Genomic DNA, 21,330 nt, shown 5'->3' with positions numbered 1-21,330 from the left:
GTCTCCAGCCCAAGCGTTAAGCGGAAGGCTGATGGCTGGTGGCTCTTGCCACCGGCCTTTTTCCGTTATTGGCAATCGACTCGGTCGTCGCCACTAACGTGCTGTAACCACCCGATGCGGTGGCGCAAACCATGGGGTTTGCAAGATTTTCTGGCTGCTCCCGTCGGGAGGGGCCAAACAAGCAGGTGACCAAGCTGGGGAACGCTGATGGCTTACTCATATACTGAGAAAAAACGTATCCGCAAGGACTTTAGCAAGTTGCCGGACGTCATGGATGTGCCGTACCTCCTGGCCATCCAGCTGGATTCGTATCGTGAATTCTTGCAAGCGGGAGCGACTAAAGATCAGTTCCGCGACGTGGGCCTGCATGCGGCCTTCAAATCCGTTTTCCCGATCATCAGCTACTCCGGCAATGCTGCGCTGGAGTACGTCGGTTATCGCTTGGGCGAACCGGCATTTGATGTCAAAGAATGCGTGCTGCGCGGTGTCACGTACGCCGTACCTTTGCGGGTAAAAGTTCGTCTGATCATTTTCGACAAAGAATCGTCGAACAAAGCGATCAAGGACATCAAAGAGCAAGAAGTCTACATGGGTGAAATCCCCCTGATGACTGAGAACGGTACCTTCGTAATCAACGGTACCGAGCGCGTAATCGTTTCCCAGTTGCACCGTTCCCCGGGCGTGTTCTTCGACCACGACCGCGGCAAGACGCACAGCTCCGGTAAACTGCTGTACTCCGCGCGGATCATTCCTTACCGCGGTTCGTGGCTGGACTTCGAGTTCGACCCGAAAGACTGCGTGTTCGTGCGTATCGACCGTCGTCGCAAGCTGCCTGCATCGGTACTGCTGCGTGCGCTTGGCTATACCACTGAACAAGTGCTCGACGCGTTCTACACCACCAACGTATTCCATGTGCAGGGTGAAAGCCTCAACCTGGAGCTGGTGCCTCAGCGCCTGCGTGGTGAAATTGCTGTTCTCGATATTCAGGATGACAAAGGCAAGGTTATTGTCGAGCAGGGTCGTCGTATCACCGCTCGTCACATCAATCAGCTGGAAAAAGCCGGGATCAAAGAGCTGCAAGTGCCTCTGGACTATGTCCTGGGTCGCACTACCGCCAAGGTCATCGTGCATCCGGCAACCGGCGAAATCCTGGCTGAGTGCAACACCGAGCTGAACACCGAGATCCTGGCGAAAATTGCCAAGGCCCAGGTCGTTCGCATCGAGACGCTGTACACCAACGATATCGACTGTGGTCCGTTCGTCTCCGACACTCTGAAGATCGACTCCACCAGCAACCAATTGGAAGCGCTGGTCGAGATCTATCGCATGATGCGTCCTGGCGAGCCGCCAACCAAAGATGCTGCCGAGACCCTGTTCAACAACCTGTTCTTCAGCCCTGAGCGCTATGACCTGTCTGCGGTCGGCCGGATGAAGTTCAACCGTCGTATCGGTCGTACCGAGATCGAAGGTTCGGGCGTGTTGTGCAAAGAAGATATCGTCGCAGTCCTCAAGACTCTGGTTGATATCCGTAACGGCAAAGGCATCGTCGATGACATCGACCACCTGGGTAACCGCCGTGTTCGCTGCGTAGGCGAAATGGCTGAAAACCAGTTCCGCGTTGGCCTGGTGCGTGTTGAGCGTGCGGTCAAAGAGCGTCTGTCGATGGCTGAAAGCGAAGGCCTGATGCCGCAAGACCTGATCAACGCCAAGCCAGTGGCTGCGGCGGTGAAAGAGTTCTTCGGTTCCAGCCAGCTGTCCCAGTTCATGGACCAGAACAACCCGCTGTCCGAGATTACCCACAAGCGTCGTGTCTCTGCACTCGGCCCTGGCGGTTTGACTCGTGAGCGTGCCGGCTTTGAAGTTCGTGACGTACACCCGACTCACTATGGTCGTGTATGCCCGATTGAAACGCCGGAAGGTCCGAACATCGGCCTGATCAACTCCCTGGCCGCTTATGCGCGCACCAACCAGTACGGCTTCCTCGAGAGTCCGTACCGTGTGGTGAAGGACGCTCTGGTCACTGACGAGATCGTGTTCCTGTCCGCCATCGAAGAAGCTGATCACGTGATCGCTCAGGCTTCGGCCACGATGAACGATAAGAAAGTCCTGATCGACGAGCTGGTAGCTGTTCGTCACTTGAACGAGTTCACCGTCAAGGCGCCGGAAGACGTCACCTTGATGGACGTTTCGCCGAAGCAGGTAGTTTCGGTTGCTGCGTCGCTGATCCCGTTTCTCGAGCACGATGACGCCAACCGTGCGTTGATGGGTTCGAACATGCAGCGTCAGGCTGTACCGACCCTGCGTGCCGACAAGCCGTTGGTCGGTACCGGCATGGAGCGCAACGTTGCTCGTGACTCCGGCGTTTGCGTCGTGGCTCGTCGTGGCGGCGTGATTGACTCGGTCGATGCTAGCCGTATCGTGGTTCGTGTTGCTGATGACGAAGTTGAAACCGGCGAAGCTGGTGTCGACATCTACAACCTGACCAAGTACACCCGCTCCAACCAGAACACCTGCATCAACCAGCGTCCACTGGTGAGCAAGGGTGATCGGGTTCAGCGCAGCGACATCATGGCCGACGGCCCGTCCACCGATATGGGTGAGCTGGCTCTGGGTCAGAACATGCGCATCGCGTTCATGGCATGGAACGGCTTCAACTTCGAAGACTCCATCTGCCTGTCCGAGCGTGTGGTTCAGGAAGACCGTTTCACCACGATCCACATCCAGGAACTGACCTGTGTGGCGCGTGACACCAAGCTTGGGCCAGAGGAAATCACTGCAGACATCCCGAACGTGGGTGAAGCTGCACTGAACAAACTGGACGAAGCCGGTATCGTTTACGTAGGTGCTGAAGTTGGCGCAGGCGACATTCTGGTAGGTAAGGTCACTCCGAAAGGCGAGACTCAGCTGACCCCGGAAGAAAAACTGCTGCGTGCCATCTTCGGTGAAAAAGCCAGCGACGTTAAAGACACCTCCCTGCGTGTGCCTACCGGCACCAAAGGTACTGTTATCGACGTACAGGTCTTCACTCGTGACGGTGTCGAGCGTGATGCTCGTGCTCTGTCGATCGAGAAGACCCAGCTCGACGAGATCCGCAAGGACCTGAACGAAGAGTTCCGTATCGTTGAAGGCGCTACTTTCGAACGTCTGCGTTCCGCTCTGGTCGGCCACAAAGCCGAAGGCGGCGCCGGTCTGAAGAAAGGTCAGGAAATCACCGACGAAGTTCTCGACGGTCTTGAGCATGGTCAGTGGTTCAAACTGCGCATGGCTGAAGATGCTCTGAACGAGCAGCTCGAGAAGGCTCAGGCCTACATCGTTGATCGCCGCCGTCTGCTGGACGACAAGTTCGAAGACAAGAAGCGCAAACTGCAGCAGGGCGATGACCTGGCTCCAGGCGTGCTGAAAATCGTCAAGGTTTACCTGGCAATCCGTCGCCGCATCCAGCCGGGCGACAAGATGGCCGGTCGTCACGGTAACAAGGGTGTGGTCTCCGTGATCATGCCGGTTGAAGACATGCCACACGATGCCAATGGCACCCCGGTCGACGTCGTCCTCAACCCGTTGGGCGTACCTTCGCGTATGAACGTTGGTCAGATCCTTGAAACCCACCTGGGCCTCGCGGCCAAAGGTCTGGGCGAGAAGATCAACCGTATGATCGAAGAGCAGCGCAAGGTTGCTGACCTTCGCAAGTTCCTGCACGAGATCTACAACGAGATCGGCGGCCGCAACGAAGAGCTGGACACCTTCTCCGACCAGGAAATCCTGGATCTGGCGAAGAACCTGCGCGGCGGCGTACCGATGGCCACTCCGGTGTTCGACGGTGCCAAGGAAAGCGAAATCAAGGCCATGCTGAAACTGGCAGACCTGCCAGAAAGCGGCCAGATGCAGCTAACTGACGGCCGTACCGGCAACAAGTTCGAGCGCCCGGTTACCGTTGGCTACATGTACATGCTGAAGCTGAACCACTTGGTAGACGACAAGATGCACGCTCGTTCTACCGGTTCGTACAGCCTGGTTACCCAGCAGCCGCTGGGTGGTAAGGCGCAGTTCGGTGGTCAGCGTTTCGGGGAGATGGAGGTCTGGGCACTGGAAGCATACGGTGCTGCTTACACTCTGCAAGAAATGCTCACAGTGAAGTCGGACGATGTGAACGGCCGGACCAAGATGTACAAAAACATCGTGGACGGCGATCACCGTATGGAGCCGGGCATGCCCGAGTCCTTCAACGTGTTGATCAAGGAAATTCGTTCCCTCGGCATCGATATCGATCTGGAAACCGAATAACACGTGACGCGAATGAGAGCGGGGCAGGATTGCCCGCTCTCTGCTCCGCCAGGAGGAAAGGCCTTGAAAGACCTACTGAATTTGCTGAAAAACCAGGGTCAAGTCGAAGAGTTCGACGCCATCCGTATCGGATTGGCATCGCCTGAGATGATCCGTTCGTGGTCGTTCGGTGAAGTTAAAAAGCCGGAAACCATCAACTACCGTACGTTCAAACCTGAGCGTGACGGCCTGTTCTGCGCCAAGATCTTTGGCCCGGTAAAGGATTACGAGTGCCTGTGCGGTAAGTACAAGCGCTTGAAGCACCGCGGTGTGATCTGCGAGAAGTGCGGCGTTGAAGTCGCGCTGGCAAAAGTTCGTCGTGAGCGCATGGCGCACATTGAACTGGCCTCGCCAGTTGCCCACATCTGGTTCCTGAAATCGCTGCCGTCCCGTATCGGCTTGCTGATGGACATGACCCTGCGTGATATCGAACGCGTTCTCTACTTCGAGAGCTATGTCGTTATCGATCCAGGCATGACCACCCTTGAAAAAGGTCAGCTGCTGAACGACGAGCAGTACTTCGAAGCGCTGGAAGAGTTCGGTGATGATTTCGACGCCCGCATGGGTGCCGAGGCTGTCCGTGAGCTGCTGCACGCTATCGATCTGGAGCACGAGATTGGTCGTCTGCGCGAAGAGATTCCGCAAACCAACTCCGAAACCAAAATCAAGAAGCTGTCCAAGCGTCTGAAGTTGATGGAAGCCTTCCAGGGTTCCGGCAACCTGCCAGAGTGGATGGTGCTGACCGTTCTGCCGGTTCTGCCGCCAGATCTGCGTCCACTGGTCCCGCTGGATGGCGGTCGTTTCGCGACTTCCGACCTCAACGATCTGTATCGTCGAGTGATCAACCGTAACAACCGCTTGAAGCGCCTGCTTGATCTGTCCGCTCCGGACATCATCGTGCGCAACGAAAAGCGTATGTTGCAGGAAGCTGTCGACGCCCTGCTTGACAACGGTCGTCGTGGCCGCGCTATCACCGGTTCCAACAAGCGTCCTCTGAAATCCCTGGCTGACATGATCAAGGGTAAGCAAGGTCGTTTCCGTCAGAACCTGCTCGGTAAGCGTGTTGACTACTCCGGTCGTTCGGTAATTACCGTAGGTCCGACCCTGCGTCTGCACCAGTGCGGTCTGCCGAAGAAAATGGCTCTCGAGCTGTTCAAACCGTTCATTTTCGGCAAGTTGGAAATGCGTGGCCTGGCCACCACCATCAAAGCCGCGAAGAAAATGGTTGAGCGCGAGCTGCCAGAGGTTTGGGACGTTCTTGCTGAAGTAATTCGCGAACACCCAGTACTCCTCAACCGTGCACCGACCCTTCACCGTCTGGGTATCCAGGCGTTTGAGCCAGTACTGATCGAAGGTAAGGCTATCCAGCTGCACCCACTGGTCTGTGCTGCGTACAACGCCGACTTCGACGGCGACCAAATGGCCGTGCACGTACCGCTGACACTGGAAGCCCAGTTGGAAGCGCGTGCGTTGATGATGTCGACCAACAACATTCTGTCGCCAGCCAACGGTGAGCCAATCATCGTGCCGTCGCAGGACGTTGTATTGGGTCTGTACTACATGACTCGTGAAGCGATCAACGCAAAAGGCGAAGGTCGTGTGTTCGCGGATCTGCAAGAAGTTGACCGTGTATTCCGCGCCGGCGAAGCCGCGCTGCATGCCAAAGTCAAAGTTCGGATCAACGAAACCGTAAACGATCGTGACGGTGGCAGCGTGACCAACACCCGTATCGTCGACACCACTGTCGGCCGTGCGCTGTTGTTCCAGGTTGTGCCAAAAGGCCTGTCTTTCGACGTCGTCAACCTGCCGATGAAGAAAAAGGCGATCTCCAAACTGATCAACCAGTGCTATCGCGTGGTTGGTTTGAAAGAGACCGTGATCTTCGCTGACCAGTTGATGTACACCGGCTTTGCCTATTCGACCATTTCCGGCGTTTCCATTGGTGTTAACGACTTCGTTATCCCTGATGAAAAAGCGGCCATCATCGGTGCTGCTACCGACGAAGTGAAAGAGATCGAAAGTCAGTACGCCTCCGGCCTGGTAACCCAGGGCGAGAAGTACAACAAAGTGATCGACCTTTGGTCCAAGGCGAACGACGAAGTTTCCAAGGCGATGATGTCGAACCTCTCGAAAGAGAAGGTTATCGACCGTCACGGCGTCGAAGTCGACCAAGAGTCCTTCAACTCGATGTACATGATGGCCGACTCGGGCGCACGGGGTTCTGCTGCGCAGATCCGTCAGCTCGCCGGTATGCGTGGTCTGATGGCCAAGCCGGACGGTTCCATCATTGAAACGCCGATTACTGCGAACTTCCGTGAAGGTTTGAGCGTACTTCAGTACTTCATCTCTACTCACGGTGCTCGTAAAGGTCTGGCGGATACCGCGTTGAAAACTGCGAACTCCGGTTACCTGACTCGTCGTCTGGTAGACGTGGCGCAGGATCTGGTTGTTACAGAGATCGACTGCGGCACCGAACACGGTCTGGTGATGACTCCGCACATCGAAGGCGGCGACGTTGTAGAGCCGTTGGGTGAGCGCGTGTTGGGTCGTGTAATTGCTCGCGACGTATTCAAGCCAGGTACTGAGGACGTTATCGTTCCTGCCGGCACTCTGGTCGACGAGAAGTGGGTCGAGTTCATCGAGCTGAACAGCATCGACGAAGTGATCGTTCGTTCGCCGATCAGCTGCGAAACCCGCTACGGCATCTGTGCCAAGTGCTACGGCCGTGACTTGGCTCGTGGTCACCAGGTGAACATTGGTGAAGCTGTCGGTGTTATCGCTGCTCAGTCGATCGGTGAGCCAGGTACACAGCTGACGATGCGTACGTTCCACATTGGTGGTGCGGCGAGCCGGACCTCTGCTGCTGACAGCGTTCAGGTGAAGAATGGCGGTACTGTCCGTCTGCACAACCTGAAGCACGTTGAGCGGGTGGATGGTCACCTGGTGGCTGTGTCCCGTTCCGGTGAGCTGGCAATCGCGGATGACTTCGGTCGTGAGCGTGAGCGTTACAAGCTGCCGTACGGTGCTGTGATTTCGGTGAAAGAGGGTGACAAGGTCGACGCTGGCGCAATCGTGGCCAAGTGGGATCCGCACACTCACCCAATCGTTACCGAAATGAAAGGTACCGTGACCTACGTGGGCATGGAAGAAGGCATCACGATCAAGCGTCAGACTGACGAATTGACCGGTATGACCAACATTGAAGTACTCGACGCCAAAGACCGTCCAGCTGCCGGCAAAGACATCCGTCCTGCCGTGAAGATGGTAGGCATGGATGGCAAGGATCTGCTGTTGCCAGGTACCGACGTACCGGCTCAGTACTTCCTGCCAGCCAACGCCCTGGTCGGCGTTGCGGATGGTGCGCAGATCGCGATCGGTGATGTTATCGCTCGTATCCCGCAAGAAACTTCGAAAACCCGTGACATCACCGGTGGTCTGCCGCGTGTTGCCGACTTGTTCGAAGCTCGTCGTCCGAAAGAAGCCTCGATTCTGGCTGAAGTCAGCGGCACTATCGCGTTCGGTAAAGAGACCAAAGGCAAGCGCCGTCTGGTCATTACCCCGAACGACGGTAGCGATCCGTACGAAGAGCTGATTCCGAAGTGGCGTCACCTGAACGTCTTCGAAGGCGAACAGGTAAACCGCGGCGAAGTTATCTCCGACGGTCCGAGCGATCCACACGACATCCTGCGTCTGCTGGGTGTGAGTGCGCTGGCCAAGTACATCGTCAACGAGATCCAGGACGTTTATCGTCTGCAAGGCGTGAAGATCAACGATAAGCACATCGAGACCATCCTGCGTCAGATGCTGCGTAAAGTTGAAATCGCTGAATCTGGCGATTCCACTTTCATCAAGGGCGACCAGATGGAGCTGACTCACGTTTTGGTCGAGAACGAGCGTTTGAGCGCGGACGAGAAATTCGTTTCCAAGTTCACTCGAGTGTTGCTGGGTATCACCAAGGCGTCGTTGTCCACCGAATCGTTCATCTCGGCAGCCTCTTTCCAAGAGACTACCCGCGTACTGACCGAAGCGGCGGTAACCGGCAAGCGCGATTACCTGCGCGGCCTGAAAGAAAACGTGGTTGTGGGTCGTTTGATCCCGGCCGGTACCGGTTTGGCTTATCACAGCGAGCGTAAGCGTCGCCGTGAAGCTGACAAACCGTTGCGCGTTAGCGCCAGTGAAGTGGAAGCTGCACTGACCGAAGCGCTGAACTCGAGCGGTAACTGAGTTCTGCGATAAATAGGCGCCGGGCCCTGACAGCCCCATTCAGCGGATCGATGCATTTGTCGAGGTTCGTTGAGCGGGGAGGTCGGGGCCTTGCCTTGACTGGGGGCAAGATCCTCTTTAGACTCTTGTACCCCTAAATTTGGCGGGAATTCGTTCCTGCCATTTTTGCTTTTCTTGCAAGACAATAGCGTCGCAAGACAACAGTGGAGCTAGTAGATGGCAACTATCAACCAGCTGGTACGTCAGCCGCGTAAGCGTATCGTCGAGAAATCCGACGTGCCTGCGCTGCAGAACTGCCCGCAACGTCGTGGCGTGTGCACTCGCGTGTATACCACTACGCCGAAAAAACCTAACTCGGCACTGCGTAAAGTATGCCGTGTGCGTCTGACCAACGGTTTCGAGGTTTCCTCGTACATCGGCGGTGAAGGCCACAACCTGCAAGAGCACAGCGTGGTACTGATCCGCGGCGGTCGTGTAAAAGACTTGCCAGGTGTTCGTTATCACACCGTTCGCGGCTCTTTGGATACTTCCGGCGTTAAAGGTCGTAACCAAGGTCGTTCGAAGTACGGTACCAAGAAGCCTAAGTAGTAGCGGCTTTTTGTAAAAACTGAATTATCTATTTTTCTGAGTCGATAAGAGTAAGGTCGGAGGCGTCCCGAAAGGGCACCGATTCCGAGCGAACCTGAAGACCGTTTGAGGGCTTATCCATGCCAAGAAGACGCGTAGCAGCCAAGCGCGAAGTGCTTGACGATCCAAAATACGGAAGCCAAATCCTGGCCAAGTTCATGAACCACGTAATGGAAAGCGGCAAGAAAGCCGTTGCCGAGCGTATCGTTTATGGCGCGCTGGAGAAGGTTAAAGAACGCAAGAACAGCGACCCCCTGGAAATCTTCGAGAAAGCTCTCGACGCCATCGCTCCGCTGGTCGAAGTGAAGTCGCGCCGTGTAGGCGGTGCTACTTACCAGGTTCCGGTCGAAGTTCGTCCGTCCCGTCGTAACGCTCTGGCAATGCGCTGGTTGGTAGACTTCGCCCGTAAGCGTGGCGAGAAGTCTATGGCTCTGCGTTTGGCTGGCGAACTGTTGGACGCTGCTGAAGGTAAAGGTGCTGCAGTTAAGAAGCGTGAAGACGTGCACCGTATGGCTGAAGCTAACAAGGCTTTCTCGCACTACCGCTTCTAATTTTAGCGTCACTAATTTTGCGAGGGCTTTATGGCTCGTACTACTCCGATTAACCGCTACCGTAACATCGGTATCGTTGCTCACGTGGATGCTGGTAAAACCACCACCACCGAGCGCGTCCTTTTTTACACTGGCGTAAACCACAAGATGGGCGAGGTGCACGACGGCGCCGCGACCATGGACTGGATGGTGCAGGAGCAGGAGCGTGGTATTACTATCACCTCCGCTGCAACCACGGCCTTCTGGTCGGGTTCTGTCAAGCAGTTCGACAAGTATCGCTTCAACATCATCGATACCCCGGGCCACGTTGACTTCACCATTGAAGTGGAGCGCTCGTTGCGCGTGCTCGATGGCGCGGTCGTTGTGTTCTGCGGTACTTCGGGTGTTGAGCCTCAGTCGGAAACCGTATGGCGTCAAGCCAACAAATACGGCGTCCCACGTCTTGTTTATGTAAACAAGATGGACCGTGCTGGTGCGAACTTCCTGCGCGTGATCGATCAGATCAAAAAGCGTCTGGGTCACACTCCGGTGCCAATCCAGTTGGCCATTGGTTCGGAAGACAACTTCCAGGGTCAGGTTGATCTGATCAATATGGAAGCGGTCTACTGGGATGATGCCGACAAGGGCATGGCTCCTCGTCGCGAGGCTATTCCGGCAGATATGCAGGAACTGGCTGAAGAGTGGCGCAGCAACATGGTTGAGGCTGCTGCCGAAGCCAGCGAAGAGCTGATGAACAAGTATCTCGAAGGTGAAGAGCTCACCATCGAGGAAATCAAGGCGGCTCTGCGTCAGCGTACTATCGCTGGTGAGATCGTCTTGGCTGTTTGCGGTTCTTCCTTCAAGAACAAGGGTGTTCCCCTGGTTCTCGACGCCGTTATCGACTTCCTGCCGGCACCAGTCGACATTCCTGCCATCAAGGGTACCGACCCGGATGACGAGACTGTTGAAATGGAGCGTCATGCGGACGACAGCGAGCCGTTCTCGGCTCTGGCGTTCAAGATCGCTACTGACCCATTCGTGGGTACTTTGACCTTTGCTCGCGTTTACTCGGGCGTGTTGAGCTCCGGCGACGGCGTGATCAACTCGGTTAAAGGCAAGAAAGAGCGCGTGGGTCGTATGGTGCAAATGCACGCAAACACCCGTGAAGAGATCAAGGAAGTACGCGCTGGCGACATCGCGGCCCTGATCGGCATGAAGGACGTTACCACTGGTGACACCCTCTGCTCCGCTGACAAGCCAATCATCCTGGTTCGTATGGACTTCCCGGAGCCGGTTATTTCGGTTGCCGTTGAGCCAAAGACCAAGGATGACCAGGAAAAAATGGGCATCGCTCTGGGCAAACTTGCTCAGGAAGACCCGTCTTTCCGCGTCAAGACTGATGAAGAGACTGGTCAAACGATCATCTCCGGTATGGGCGAGTTGCACCTGGACATCCTGGTTGACCGGATGCGCCGTGAGTTCAACGTCGAAGCCAACATCGGTAAGCCGCAGGTTTCCTATCGTGAGCGCATCACGAAGAACTGCGAAATCGAAGGCAAGTTCGTTCGCCAGTCCGGTGGTCGTGGTCAGTTCGGCCATTGCTGGATTCGTTTTGCTCCTGCTGATGAAGGTCAGGAAGGTCTGCAATTCGTGAACGAAGTGGTGGGTGGTGTGGTTCCTAAGGAATACATCCCGGCTATCCAGAAGGGTATCGAAGAGCAGATGAAGAACGGCGTTGTTGCCGGTTATCCGCTGATCGGCCTGAAGGCTACCGTTTTTGATGGTTCTTACCACGACGTCGACTCCAACGAGATGGCGTTCAAGGTGGCTGCTTCCATGGCAACCAAGCAACTGGCTACCAAAGGTGGTGGTGAGCTGCTTGAACCGATCATGGCTGTAGAGGTTGTTACACCTGAGGACTATATGGGTGACGTGATGGGTGACCTGAACCGTCGTCGCGGCATGATCTTGGGTATGGAAGACACGGTTTCCGGCAAAGTGATTCGTGCCGAGGTTCCGCTGGGTGAGATGTTCGGTTATGCGACCGACGTCCGTTCCATGTCTCAGGGTCGCGCAAGCTACTCTATGGAATTCAAAAAATATGATACGGCTCCGGCGCATGTCGCAGAAGCTGTCACTAAAAAACAAGGCTGATTCAGCCCTTTAGGCAAGGAGTTAATTGTCGTGGCTAAAGAAAAATTTGATCGTTCCCTACCGCACGTCAACGTTGGCACCATCGGTCACGTTGACCATGGTAAAACCACTCTGACTGCTGCTCTGACTCGCGTCTGCTCCGAAGTTTTCGGTTCGGCTCGTGTTGACTTCGACAAGATCGACAGCGCACCAGAAGAGAAAGCTCGCGGTATCACCATCAACACCGCTCACGTTGAGTACAACTCGAAGATTCGTCACTACGCTCACGTTGACTGCCCAGGTCACGCTGACTATGTGAAGAACATGATCACCGGTGCTGCCCAGATGGACGGCGCGATCCTGGTTTGCTCGGCTGCTGATGGTCCGATGCCGCAAACTCGTGAGCACATCCTGTTGTCCCGTCAGGTAGGTGTTCCGTACATCGTGGTCTTCCTGAACAAGGCTGACCTGGTAGACGACGCTGAGCTGCTGGAACTGGTTGAGATGGAAGTGCGCGATCTGTTGAGCACTTACGACTTCCCAGGCGACGACACTCCAATCATCATCGGCTCTGCCCGTATGGCTCTGGAAGGTCTGGACGATAACGAAATGGGCACCACTGCCGTTCGTAAGCTGGTTGAGACTCTGGACTCCTACATTCCTGAGCCTGAGCGTGCTATCGACAAGCCATTCCTGATGCCAATCGAAGACGTATTCTCGATCTCGGGTCGTGGTACTGTTGTGACTGGTCGTATCGAGCGCGGTATCGTTCGCGTTCAAGACTCTCTGGAAATCGTTGGTCTGCGTGACACCACCACCACCACCTGCACTGGTGTTGAAATGTTCCGCAAGCTGCTCGACGAAGGTCGTGCTGGCGAGAACTGCGGTGTTCTGCTGCGTGGCACCAAGCGTGACGACGTTGAGCGTGGTCAGGTTCTGGTCAAGCCAGGTTCGGTTAAGCCGCACACCAAGTTCACCGCAGAAGTTTATGTTCTGAGCAAAGAAGAAGGCGGTCGTCACACTCCGTTCTTCAAAGGCTACCGTCCACAGTTCTACTTCCGGACCACTGACGTGACCGGTAACTGCGAGCTGCCGGAAGGCGTTGAAATGGTAATGCCAGGCGATAACATTCAAATGACTGTTACCCTGATCAAGACCATTGCAATGGAAGATGGCCTGCGTTTCGCTATCCGTGAAGGCGGTCGTACCGTCGGCGCTGGCGTCGTAGCTAAAATCATCGAGTAATATCGATGAGTTGAAAAAAGCCCCCGCCTAGCGGGGGCTTTTTTATTGGGTTGACACTATGTTGGCCCGTCTATAGAATTGCGCCTCCTTTTAACGGGCGTATTGCGCTCGGTGGGAATAGCAGCCTGGAGTCTGAAATCCAATGCAAAATCAGCAAATCCGTATCAGGTTGAAGGCTTTTGACCATCGCCTGATCGACCAATCCACCCAGGAAATCGTGGAAACCGCGAAACGTACTGGTGCTCAAGTGCGTGGTCCAATTCCACTGCCTACCCGTAAAGAGCGGTTCACCGTTCTGGTCTCCCCGCACGTCAACAAAGACGCGCGCGACCAGTACGAGATCCGTACTCATAAGCGCGTACTGGATATTGTCCAGCCAACGGATAAAACCGTTGATGCACTTATGAAGCTTGATCTTGCGGCCGGTGTGGAAGTGCAGATCAGCCTCGGCTAAGACTCGGTCTTAGTCGTGTAACGCTCTGAAATGGGCGGCCATAGCGGGTGAAAGCCCCGTACACTCATGAGGTTTACAACATGACTATTGGTGTAGTCGGTCGTAAATGCGGTATGACCCGTATTTTCACCGAAGAAGGTGTCTCCATTCCGGTCACGGTCATTGAGATCGAGCCGAATCGCGTCACCCAGTTCAAAACTGAAGAAACCGATGGCTATCGTGCAGTGCAAGTCACTGTCGGCGAGCGTCGTGCTTCGCGTGTGACTGCTGCTCAAGCAGGTCACTTCGCTAAAGCAAACGTTGCAGCTGGTCGTACCGTAATGGAATTCCGTCTTGAAGAAGGCGAGTACCAGGCCGGCGATCTGATCAACGCTGAAATCTTCGCTGCTGGTCAACTGGTTGATGTAACCGGTCAGTCCAAAGGTAAAGGCTTCCAGGGTACGATCAAGCGTTGGAATTTCCGTGGCCAAGACAACACTCACGGTAACTCCGTTTCCCACCGCGTCCCGGGCTCTATTGGCCAGTGCCAGACTCCTGGTCGTGTATTCAAGGGCAAGAAAATGTCCGGTCATATGGGCGCTGAGCGCGTGACCGTGCAGTCCCTCGAAGTAGTGCGCGTCGACGCTGAACGCAATCTGTTGTTGGTCAAGGGTGCTGTTCCTGGCGCCACTGGCGGCAACCTGGTTGTACGTCCAGCGGCCAAGGCTCGCGGTTAAGGGGAAGCTGACATGCAATTAAATGTAAATGACGCTCAAGCGATCGAAGTTTCCGAACTGACATTCGGCGGCGATTTCAACGAGACGCTGGTTCACCAAGCAGTCGTGGCCTATATGGCCGGCGGCCGTCAAGGTAGCAAGCAGCAAAAGACCCGTTCCGACGTTTCTGGTGGCGGCAAGCGCCCTTGGCGTCAGAAAGGTACTGGCCGTGCTCGTGCCGGTACTATCCGTAGCCCAATCTGGCGTGGCGGCGGTACCACTTTCGCAGCTCGTCCACAGGATCACTCCCAGAAGCTCAACAAGAAGATGTATCGCGCAGCTCTGCGCTCCATCCTTGCTGAACTGGTGCGTACTGATCGTCTGGTCGTGGTTCAGGACTTCGCTGTTGAAGCGCCGAAAACCAAAGATCTGCTGAACAAGCTGAATGGCATGGGTCTGACTGATGTCCTGATCGTGTCTGAAGTTGTTGATCAGAACCTGTACCTGGCTGCTCGTAACCTGCCACACGTTGATGTACGTGACGTGCAAGGTTCCGATCCAGTTAGTCTGATCGCATACGACAAGGTGTTGATCACCGTGTCGGCCGTGAAGAAATTCGAGGAGCTGCTGGGATGAACCAGGAACGCGTATTTAAAGTTCTGCTTGGCCCGCACGTTTCCGAGAAGGCTACGGTTCTGGCAGACAAGAAAGGCCAGTTCGTTTTCAAGGTTGCTACTGATGCAACCAAGCTGGAAATCAAGAAGGCCGTCGAAAGCCTGTTCAGCGTGAAAGTAGAGCGTGTTACTACCCTGAACGTTCTGGGTAAGAGCAAGCGCACTGCTCGCGGTCTGGGCAAGCGTAATGACTGGAAGAAGGCAGTTATCTCCCTTCAGCCAGGCCAAGATCTCGATTTCAGCAGCAGTGCTGAGTAAGGAAGGGGTGCATCATGGCAATCGTTAAATGCAAACCGACTTCCCCTGGCCGCCGTTTTGTGGTCAAGGTGGTCAACCAGGAGCTGCATAAAGGCGCTCCTCACGCACCGCTGCTCGAGAAGAAATCGAAGTCTGGTGGTCGTAACAATAATGGCCGTATTACCACTCGTCACATCGGTGGTGGTCATAAGCAGCATTATCGTCTGGTCGACTTCCGTCGCAACGACAAAGATGGCATCGCTGCCACTGTCGAGCGTATCGAATACGATCCAAACCGTACTGCTCACATCGCTCTGCTGCTGTACGCAGATGGCGAGCGTCGCTACATCATCGCCCCTAAAGGCGTGAGCGCTGGCGACCAGCTGATCGCAGGTGCTTTGGCGCCGATCAAGCCGGGCAACGCTCTGCAACTGCGTAACATTCCAGTTGGTAGCACCGTACACGGCATCGAATTGAAGCCGGGTAAAGGCGCGCAAATCGCTCGTTCCGCTGGTGCTTCGGCTCAGCTGATCGCTCGTGAAGGTGTCTACGTGACCCTGCGTCTGCGCTCTGGTGAAATGCGTAAAGTATTGGCTGAATGCCGTGCAACGCTTGGCGAAGTCTCGAACTCCGAGCACAGCCTGCGTTCGCTGGGTAAAGCTGGTGCCAAACGCTGGCGTGGCGTTCGCCCAACCGTTCGTGGTGTTGCCATGAACCCGGTTGACCACCCACATGGTGGTGGTGAAGGTCGTACCTCTGGTGGTCGTCATCCGGTATCGCCATGGGGCTTCCCGACTAAGGGCGCGAAGACTCGTGGTAATAAGCGTACCGACAAAATGATCGTCCGTCGTCGCAAGTAAATAGAGGGATACGACAGTGCCACGTTCTCTGAAAAAAGGTCCTTTTATTGATCTTCACCTACTGAAGAAGATCGAAGTGGCGGCGGAAAAGAACGATCGCAAACCAGTTAAGACCTGGTCGCGCCGTTCCATGATCCTGCCACAAATGGTCGGTTTGACCATTGCTGTGCATAACGGTCGTCAGCATGTTCCAGTTCTCGTGAACGAAGACATGGTCGGCCACAAACTAGGCGAGTTTGCCGGTACCCGCACATATCGTGGGCACGTGGCAGACAAGAAAGCCAAGCGTTAAGGGGTAAGGAACGATGGAAGTAGCCGCTAAGTTGTCGGGCGCTCGAATCTCCGCCCAGAAAGCCCGCTTGGTCGCCGACCAGATCCGCGGGAAGAAGGTGGGCGAAGCGCTCAACCTGTTGGCTTTCAGCAGTAAGAAAGCCGCCGAGATCATCAAGAAAGTGCTGGAGTCGGCCGTAGCCAACGCCGAGCATAACGAAGGCGCAGACGTTGACGACCTTAAAGTCGCCACCGTTTTCGTCAACGAAGGGCGTTCGCTGAAGCGCATCATGCCGCGTGCCAAAGGCCGTGCTGATCGCATCGTCAAGCGGTCTTGCCATATCACTGTCAAGGTTGCTGACAAGTAACGGAGTCGAAGAGATGGGTCAGAAAGTACATCCCATTGGCATTCGCCTGGGAATCGTCAAGGAGCACACCTCTGTCTGGTACGCAGACGGTCGGACTTATGCGGACTATTTGTTCGCTGATCTGAAGGTGCGTGAGTATCTCCAAGACAAACTAAAAAGCGCGTCCGTAAGCCGTATCGATATCCATCGTCCGGCTCAAACTGCACGTATCACCATCCACACCGCTCGTCCAGGTATCGTTATCGGGAAGAAAGGTGAAGATGTTGAGAAACTGCGTCAGGACCTGACCAAGCAAATGGGTGTGCCTGTGCACATCAATATCGAAGAGATCCGCAAGCCGGAACTCGACGGTATGCTGGTTGCGCAGAGCGTAGCTCAGCAGCTGGAGCGTCGCGTAATGTTCCGTCGCGCTATGAAGCGCGCAGTACAGAACGCCATGCGCATTGGTGCCAAAGGCATCAAAATCCAAGTGAGCGGTCGTCTCGGCGGTGCTGAAATCGCACGTACTGAATGGTATCGCGAAGGTCGTGTGCCACTGCACACCCTGCGTGCCGACATCGACTATGCCAACTACGAAGCTCACACCACTTATGGTGTGATCGGTGTAAAGGTTTGGATCTTCAAAGGCGAAGTAATTGGTGGTCGCCAAGAAGAGCTGAAACCACAAGCACCAGCGCCTCGTAAAAAAGCTGCTAAGTAAGGGGTACGCCAAATGTTGCAACCAAAGCGTACGAAGTTCCGCAAGCAGATGACAGGCCACAACCGTGGCTTGGCTCAGCGCGGTAGCAAAGTCAGCTTCGGCGAATATGCGCTGAAGTCTGTTGCTCGTGGTCGTCTCACCGCTCGTCAGATCGAGTCAGCGCGTCGTGCTCTGACCCGTCACGTAAAACGTGGCGGCAAGATCTGGATCCGTGTATTCCCGGACAAGCCTGTCACCAAAAAGCCACTCGAAGTTCGGATGGGTAAAGGTAAGGGTAACGTGGAATATTGGGTTGCCCAGATTCAGCCAGGCAAAGTCCTGTATGAAATCGAGGGTGTTACTGAAGAGCTGGCGCGTGAGGCTTTCGCCCTGGCTGCTGCAAAGCTGCCGCTCGCCACCTCCTTTGTTAAACGGACGGTGATGTGATGAAAGCGAATGAACTTCGTGAAAAATCAGCACAGCAGCTGAACGAGCAACTGCTCGGCCTGCTGCGCGACCAGTTCAATCTGCGTATGCAGAAAGCAACTGGCCAGTTGGGGCAGTCTCACCTGCTCTCGCAAGTTAAGCGTGACATCGCTCGCGTGAAGACTGTGCTCAACCAGCAGGCAGGTAAGTAATCATGGCTGAAGCCGAAAAAACCGTCCGTACGCTGACTGGCCGTGTTGTCAGCGACAAGATGGACAAGACCATCACCGTTCTGATCGAGCGTCGCGTCAAGCACCCGATCTACGGTAAATACGTTAAGCGTTCGACTAAGCTGCACGCGCACGACGAAACCAATCAGTGCCACATCGGCGACAAAGTCACTATTCGTGAAACTCGTCCGCTGGCCAAGACCAAGTCTTGGGCATTGGTTGAAGTTCTCGAACGCGCTGTGGAAGTCTAAGGACTAGGGGTCGGAGAAATTATATGATTCAGACTCAATCCATGCTCGATGTGGCCGATAACAGCGGCGCTCGCCGTGTTATGTGCATCAAGGTGCTGGGTGGCTCCCATCGTCGTTACGCTGGTATCGGTGACATCATCAAAGTTACCGTGAAGGAAGCAATTCCTCGCGGTAAGGTGAAAAAAGGCCAAGTGATGACTGCTGTTGTAGTCCGCACTCGCCATGGTGTCCGTCGTGCTGACGGCTCCATCATCCGCTTTGATGGCAACGCTGCTGTTCTGTTGAACAACAAGCAAGAGCCGATCGGCACCCGTATCTTTGGGCCAGTGACCCGTGAACTTCGTACCGAGAAGTTCATGAAGATCGTCTCGCTCGCCCCAGAAGTGCTGTAAGGAGATCCGACATGCAAAAGATTCGTCGTGACGACGAGATCATCGTGATCGCCGGCAAAGACAAAGGTAAGCGCGGTAAGGTGCTTAAGGTTCTCGCTGACGACCGTCTGGTTGTTGGTGGTCTGAACCTGGTTAAGCGTCATACCAAGCCTAACCCGATGTCGGGCGTACAAGGCGGTATCGTCGAGAAAGAAGCGCCACTGCACGCTTCCAACGTCGCCATTTTCAACGGCGAAACCAACAAGGCTGACCGCGTTGGTTTCAAAGTAGAAGACGGCAAGAAAATTCGTGTCTTCAAGTCGACCCAAAAAGCGGTTGATGCTTGAACACTGCTAGGTAGAAGACCATGGCACGACTAAAAGAGATTTACCGGAAGGAAATCGCACCGAAACTTAAGGAAGAACTTAAGCTTTCGAACGTGATGGAAGTTCCGCGCGTTACCAAAATCACCCTGAACATGGGTCTGGGCGAAGCGATCGGCGACAAAAAAGTCATCGAGCACGCTGTTGCTGACCTGGAAAAGATCACCGGTCAAAAAGTCGTTGTGACTTACGCTCGGAAATCCATCGCTGGCTTTAAAGTCCGTGAAGGTTGGCCGATCGGCGTCAAAGTGACTCTGCGCCGTGAGCGTATGTACGAGTTCCTGGATCGTCTGCTGTCGATCTCCCTGCCTCGGGTTCGCGACTTCCGCGGCCTGAATGCCAAGTCCTTCGATGGTCGTGGTAACTACAGCATGGGCGTTAAAGAGCAGATCATCTTCCCGGAAATCGACTACGACAAGATCGATGCTCTCCGCGGTCTGGACATTACCCTGACCACCACTGCCAAGAACGATGATGAAGGTCGCGCTCTGCTGCGCGCTTTCAAATTCCCGTTCCGCAACTGATTGGAGTAGGAAAATGGCCAAGATGAGCATGAAAAACCGCGAGCTGAAGCGTCAGCTCACGGTTGCCAAGTACGCCAAAAAGCGTGCAGCGCTTAAAGCTATCATCGTTGATCTGAACGCAAGTCCAGAAGCGCGTTGGGAAGCTACCGTAGCTCTGCAGAAGCAGCCACGTGACGCAAGCGCTTCGCGCATGCGTAACCGCTGCCGCCTGACCGGTCGTCCGCACGGCGTTTACCGCAAGTTCGGCCTCGGCCGTAACAAGTTGCGTGAAGCAGCAATGCGTGGCGACGTACCGGGTCTGGTTAAAGCCAGCTGGTAAGTACTGTCAAAGTCTCGATGTTCGGGATCGCAAGATCCTGACCGTCGGTGGCCTTGAATCTGAATCAAGCCCCTTTTGGGGCTTGATTCATTTCTGGGGTGTGTCTAGAATGACCGGCTCGCCTGAGCCCGTGCCTTTTGTGTGCGGAGTTTTTCGGCGAAGGTTGTAGCCGCAAGGCTTATTTTTTTTGTATCAGGAGCGTCTAGCCCATGAGTATGCAGGACCCGTTAGCGGACATGCTAACTCGAATCCGTAATGCCCAGATGGCTGAAAAGTCCGTCGTAAGCATGCCATCTTCCACGTTGAAGGTAGCTGTAGCAAAAGTCCTGAAGGACGAAGGTTACATCGCGGGTTATCAGATCAGCAGCGAAATCAAACCACTGCTGTCCATCGAGCTGAAGTACTTCGAAGGCCGTCCGGTCATCGAGGAAGTGAAGCGCGTTAGCCGTCCAGGCCTGCGTCAGTACAAGTCCGTCGAGGATCTGCCAAAAGTTCGTGGCGGTCTCGGTGTGTCTATCGTCTCCACCAACAAAGGTGTGATGACGGATCGTGCTGCGCGCGCTGCCGGTGTCGGCGGCGAAGTTCTTTGCACTGTGTTCTAAGGGGGGATAAGCATGTCTCGCGTCGCTAAGAACCCCGTTAAGCTGCCAGCTGGTGTCGAAGTAAAATTCGCAGGCCAACAGCTTTCGGTGAAGGGTGCCAAGGGTACTCTCGAACTGAACATCCATTCGTCCGTTGAGATCGTTGAAGAAGCCGGTGAGCTGCGTTTTGCTGCTCGCAATGGCGATCAACAGACTCGCGCAATGGCCGGTACCACTCGTGCGTTGGTAAACAACATGGTCCAGGGCGTAAGCCAAGGCTTCGAGCGCAAGCTCCAGCTGGTCGGTGTTGGTTACAAAGCGCAAGCAAAAGGCACAGTGCTGAACCTGGCTCTCGGCTTCTCGCACCCAGTGGATTACGAACTGCCGGAAGGCATCACCGCTGAGACTCCTAGCCAGACCGATATCCTGATCCGGGGTATCGATAAGCAGCTGGTAGGTCAAGTGGCCGCCGAGATCCGCGACTTCCGTCCACCAGAGCCTTACAAAGGTAAAGGTGTGCGCTACGCGGACGAAGTCGTCCGTCGTAAAGAAGCCAAGAAGAAGTAGGGCATAGCAAATGACCGACAAAAAAGTTACTCGACTGCGTCGCGCTCGCAAAGCACGCCTGAAAATGCACGAACTCGAAGTCGTGCGTCTCTGCGTGTTCCGCTCTTCGCAGCACATCTACGCCCAGGTCATTTCGGCCGACGGCAACAAAGTCCTGGCAAGCGCCTCGACTTTGGACAAAGAACTGCGTGATGGTGCCACTGGCAACATCGACGCGGCCACTAAGGTTGGCCAGCTGGTCGCTACGCGTGCTAAAGCCGCCGGCGTCTCGCAGGTGGCTTTCGACCGCTCTGGCTTCAAGTACCACGGCCGCGTCAAGGCGCTGGCTGATGCTGCTCGTGAAGCTGGGCTGGAGTTCTAAG

Annotated in this window: 24 protein-coding genes; all 24 read left to right on the top strand. The window is 55.2% G+C overall.

The window, feature by feature from the left end:
* The first annotated feature begins 207 nt into the window (after nucleotides 1-207).
* Nucleotides 208-4,281 carry a DNA-directed RNA polymerase subunit beta gene (gene rpoB, locus AC07O1_RS14160; RefSeq protein WP_495089116.1) on the top strand — a complete coding sequence of 1,358 codons (4,074 nt, stop codon included), beginning with the start codon at nucleotides 208-210 and terminating at the stop codon, nucleotides 4,279-4,281.
* Nucleotides 4,282-4,344: 63 nt separating this feature from the next.
* On the top strand, nucleotides 4,345-8,544 hold the full coding sequence (gene rpoC / locus AC07O1_RS14155) for a DNA-directed RNA polymerase subunit beta' (RefSeq protein ID WP_494994967.1): 4,200 nt from the start codon (nucleotides 4,345-4,347) through the stop codon (nucleotides 8,542-8,544).
* Between the two features lie 216 nt (nucleotides 8,545-8,760).
* Nucleotides 8,761-9,132 (top strand): 30S ribosomal protein S12, encoded by a 372-nt coding sequence (gene rpsL / locus AC07O1_RS14150; RefSeq protein WP_002555494.1) that lies wholly within the window; start codon nucleotides 8,761-8,763, stop codon nucleotides 9,130-9,132.
* 119 nt (nucleotides 9,133-9,251) lie between these two features.
* On the top strand, nucleotides 9,252-9,722 hold the full coding sequence (gene rpsG, locus AC07O1_RS14145; protein WP_002555493.1) for a 30S ribosomal protein S7: 471 nt from the start codon (nucleotides 9,252-9,254) through the stop codon (nucleotides 9,720-9,722).
* Nucleotides 9,723-9,752: 30 nt separating this feature from the next.
* The gene (fusA, locus tag AC07O1_RS14140; RefSeq protein WP_494994968.1) at nucleotides 9,753-11,855 is read left to right on the top strand and encodes an elongation factor G; all 2,103 of its coding nucleotides are present in this window, start codon (nucleotides 9,753-9,755) and stop codon (nucleotides 11,853-11,855) included.
* A 30-nt stretch (nucleotides 11,856-11,885) separates the two neighbouring features.
* Nucleotides 11,886-13,079, top strand: coding sequence for an elongation factor Tu (tuf, locus tag AC07O1_RS14135; RefSeq protein WP_495089115.1), 1,194 nt, complete (start codon nucleotides 11,886-11,888; stop codon nucleotides 13,077-13,079).
* Between the two features lie 142 nt (nucleotides 13,080-13,221).
* On the top strand, nucleotides 13,222-13,533 hold the full coding sequence (gene rpsJ, locus AC07O1_RS14130) for a 30S ribosomal protein S10 (RefSeq protein ID WP_003186070.1): 312 nt from the start codon (nucleotides 13,222-13,224) through the stop codon (nucleotides 13,531-13,533).
* 80 nt (nucleotides 13,534-13,613) lie between these two features.
* A complete protein-coding gene (rplC, locus tag AC07O1_RS14125; protein WP_003186059.1) occupies nucleotides 13,614-14,249 on the top strand; it encodes a 50S ribosomal protein L3 in 636 nt (211 codons plus the stop codon).
* A gap of 12 nt (nucleotides 14,250-14,261) precedes the next feature.
* Nucleotides 14,262-14,864, top strand: coding sequence for a 50S ribosomal protein L4 (rplD, locus tag AC07O1_RS14120; protein ID WP_495089114.1), 603 nt, complete (start codon nucleotides 14,262-14,264; stop codon nucleotides 14,862-14,864).
* The gene (rplW, locus tag AC07O1_RS14115) at nucleotides 14,861-15,160 is read left to right on the top strand and encodes a 50S ribosomal protein L23 (protein WP_002555488.1); all 300 of its coding nucleotides are present in this window, start codon (nucleotides 14,861-14,863) and stop codon (nucleotides 15,158-15,160) included. Before rplD ends, rplW begins: the two co-directional genes overlap by 4 nt.
* A 14-nt stretch (nucleotides 15,161-15,174) precedes the next feature.
* A complete protein-coding gene (gene rplB, locus AC07O1_RS14110; protein ID WP_003186055.1) occupies nucleotides 15,175-15,999 on the top strand; it encodes a 50S ribosomal protein L2 in 825 nt (274 codons plus the stop codon).
* Between the two features lie 16 nt (nucleotides 16,000-16,015).
* Nucleotides 16,016-16,291 (top strand): 30S ribosomal protein S19, encoded by a 276-nt coding sequence (gene rpsS, locus AC07O1_RS14105; protein ID WP_002555486.1) that lies wholly within the window; start codon nucleotides 16,016-16,018, stop codon nucleotides 16,289-16,291.
* A 13-nt stretch (nucleotides 16,292-16,304) separates the two neighbouring features.
* Nucleotides 16,305-16,637: a 50S ribosomal protein L22 gene (gene rplV, locus AC07O1_RS14100; RefSeq protein ID WP_419116571.1), complete on the top strand. Its 333-nt coding sequence runs from the start codon at nucleotides 16,305-16,307 to the stop codon at nucleotides 16,635-16,637.
* A 13-nt stretch (nucleotides 16,638-16,650) separates the two neighbouring features.
* Nucleotides 16,651-17,337 carry a 30S ribosomal protein S3 gene (gene rpsC / locus AC07O1_RS14095; RefSeq protein ID WP_003176422.1) on the top strand — a complete coding sequence of 229 codons (687 nt, stop codon included), beginning with the start codon at nucleotides 16,651-16,653 and terminating at the stop codon, nucleotides 17,335-17,337.
* 12 nt (nucleotides 17,338-17,349) lie between these two features.
* A complete protein-coding gene (gene rplP / locus AC07O1_RS14090) occupies nucleotides 17,350-17,763 on the top strand; it encodes a 50S ribosomal protein L16 (protein ID WP_095080428.1) in 414 nt (137 codons plus the stop codon).
* Nucleotides 17,763-17,954: a 50S ribosomal protein L29 gene (gene rpmC / locus AC07O1_RS14085; protein WP_002555481.1), complete on the top strand. Its 192-nt coding sequence runs from the start codon at nucleotides 17,763-17,765 to the stop codon at nucleotides 17,952-17,954. Before rplP ends, rpmC begins: the two co-directional genes overlap by 1 nt.
* A gap of 2 nt (nucleotides 17,955-17,956) precedes the next feature.
* Complete coding sequence (gene rpsQ / locus AC07O1_RS14080; protein WP_096514759.1) at nucleotides 17,957-18,223, top strand: 30S ribosomal protein S17; 267 nt, start codon at nucleotides 17,957-17,959, stop codon at nucleotides 18,221-18,223.
* A gap of 23 nt (nucleotides 18,224-18,246) precedes the next feature.
* Entirely contained in the window at nucleotides 18,247-18,615 is a 369-nt protein-coding gene (rplN, locus tag AC07O1_RS14075) for a 50S ribosomal protein L14 (RefSeq protein WP_002555479.1), read from the top strand.
* A gap of 11 nt (nucleotides 18,616-18,626) precedes the next feature.
* Entirely contained in the window at nucleotides 18,627-18,941 is a 315-nt protein-coding gene (rplX, locus tag AC07O1_RS14070) for a 50S ribosomal protein L24 (protein ID WP_007896770.1), read from the top strand.
* Between the two features lie 20 nt (nucleotides 18,942-18,961).
* Nucleotides 18,962-19,501 (top strand): 50S ribosomal protein L5, encoded by a 540-nt coding sequence (gene rplE / locus AC07O1_RS14065; RefSeq protein ID WP_003210069.1) that lies wholly within the window; start codon nucleotides 18,962-18,964, stop codon nucleotides 19,499-19,501.
* 13 nt (nucleotides 19,502-19,514) lie between these two features.
* Nucleotides 19,515-19,820 (top strand): 30S ribosomal protein S14, encoded by a 306-nt coding sequence (gene rpsN / locus AC07O1_RS14060; protein WP_003176414.1) that lies wholly within the window; start codon nucleotides 19,515-19,517, stop codon nucleotides 19,818-19,820.
* A 209-nt stretch (nucleotides 19,821-20,029) separates the two neighbouring features.
* The gene (gene rpsH / locus AC07O1_RS14055; RefSeq protein ID WP_017848802.1) at nucleotides 20,030-20,422 is read left to right on the top strand and encodes a 30S ribosomal protein S8; all 393 of its coding nucleotides are present in this window, start codon (nucleotides 20,030-20,032) and stop codon (nucleotides 20,420-20,422) included.
* Nucleotides 20,423-20,434: 12 nt separating this feature from the next.
* Nucleotides 20,435-20,968, top strand: a complete 534-nt coding sequence (rplF, locus tag AC07O1_RS14050) for a 50S ribosomal protein L6 (RefSeq protein WP_007896774.1) — start codon at nucleotides 20,435-20,437, stop codon at nucleotides 20,966-20,968.
* A gap of 10 nt (nucleotides 20,969-20,978) precedes the next feature.
* A complete protein-coding gene (rplR, locus tag AC07O1_RS14045) occupies nucleotides 20,979-21,329 on the top strand; it encodes a 50S ribosomal protein L18 (RefSeq protein ID WP_003186037.1) in 351 nt (116 codons plus the stop codon).
* The last annotated feature ends 1 nt before the right edge of the window (nucleotide 21,330 follow it).

This window comes from Pseudomonas sp. GW821-FHT07G10, from assembly GCF_059418545.1.
Note: the sequence above shows the minus strand (reverse complement) of the source record. Positions and strands in the feature narration are given on the sequence as shown.

What these genes read in the sequence shown, in the direction of transcription:
- rpoB (WP_495089116.1), top strand. Translation starts at nt 208, where the DNA reads ATGGCTTACTCATATACTGAGAAAAAACGTATCCGCAAGGACTTTAGC.
- rpsL (WP_002555494.1), top strand. Translation starts at nt 8,761, where the DNA reads ATGGCAACTATCAACCAGCTGGTACGTCAGCCGCGTAAGCGTATCGTC.
- rpsG (WP_002555493.1), top strand. Translation starts at nt 9,252, where the DNA reads ATGCCAAGAAGACGCGTAGCAGCCAAGCGCGAAGTGCTTGACGATCCA.
- fusA (WP_494994968.1), top strand. Translation starts at nt 9,753, where the DNA reads ATGGCTCGTACTACTCCGATTAACCGCTACCGTAACATCGGTATCGTT.
- rpsJ (WP_003186070.1), top strand. Translation starts at nt 13,222, where the DNA reads ATGCAAAATCAGCAAATCCGTATCAGGTTGAAGGCTTTTGACCATCGC.
- rplC (WP_003186059.1), top strand. Translation starts at nt 13,614, where the DNA reads ATGACTATTGGTGTAGTCGGTCGTAAATGCGGTATGACCCGTATTTTC.
- rplD (WP_495089114.1), top strand. Translation starts at nt 14,262, where the DNA reads ATGCAATTAAATGTAAATGACGCTCAAGCGATCGAAGTTTCCGAACTG.
- rplW (WP_002555488.1), top strand. Translation starts at nt 14,861, where the DNA reads ATGAACCAGGAACGCGTATTTAAAGTTCTGCTTGGCCCGCACGTTTCC.
- rplB (WP_003186055.1), top strand. Translation starts at nt 15,175, where the DNA reads ATGGCAATCGTTAAATGCAAACCGACTTCCCCTGGCCGCCGTTTTGTG.
- rplV (WP_419116571.1), top strand. Translation starts at nt 16,305, where the DNA reads ATGGAAGTAGCCGCTAAGTTGTCGGGCGCTCGAATCTCCGCCCAGAAA.
- rpsC (WP_003176422.1), top strand. Translation starts at nt 16,651, where the DNA reads ATGGGTCAGAAAGTACATCCCATTGGCATTCGCCTGGGAATCGTCAAG.
- rplP (WP_095080428.1), top strand. Translation starts at nt 17,350, where the DNA reads ATGTTGCAACCAAAGCGTACGAAGTTCCGCAAGCAGATGACAGGCCAC.
- rpmC (WP_002555481.1), top strand. Translation starts at nt 17,763, where the DNA reads ATGAAAGCGAATGAACTTCGTGAAAAATCAGCACAGCAGCTGAACGAG.
- rpsQ (WP_096514759.1), top strand. Translation starts at nt 17,957, where the DNA reads ATGGCTGAAGCCGAAAAAACCGTCCGTACGCTGACTGGCCGTGTTGTC.
- rplN (WP_002555479.1), top strand. Translation starts at nt 18,247, where the DNA reads ATGATTCAGACTCAATCCATGCTCGATGTGGCCGATAACAGCGGCGCT.
- rplX (WP_007896770.1), top strand. Translation starts at nt 18,627, where the DNA reads ATGCAAAAGATTCGTCGTGACGACGAGATCATCGTGATCGCCGGCAAA.
- rplE (WP_003210069.1), top strand. Translation starts at nt 18,962, where the DNA reads ATGGCACGACTAAAAGAGATTTACCGGAAGGAAATCGCACCGAAACTT.
- rpsN (WP_003176414.1), top strand. Translation starts at nt 19,515, where the DNA reads ATGGCCAAGATGAGCATGAAAAACCGCGAGCTGAAGCGTCAGCTCACG.
- rpsH (WP_017848802.1), top strand. Translation starts at nt 20,030, where the DNA reads ATGAGTATGCAGGACCCGTTAGCGGACATGCTAACTCGAATCCGTAAT.
- rplF (WP_007896774.1), top strand. Translation starts at nt 20,435, where the DNA reads ATGTCTCGCGTCGCTAAGAACCCCGTTAAGCTGCCAGCTGGTGTCGAA.
- rplR (WP_003186037.1), top strand. Translation starts at nt 20,979, where the DNA reads ATGACCGACAAAAAAGTTACTCGACTGCGTCGCGCTCGCAAAGCACGC.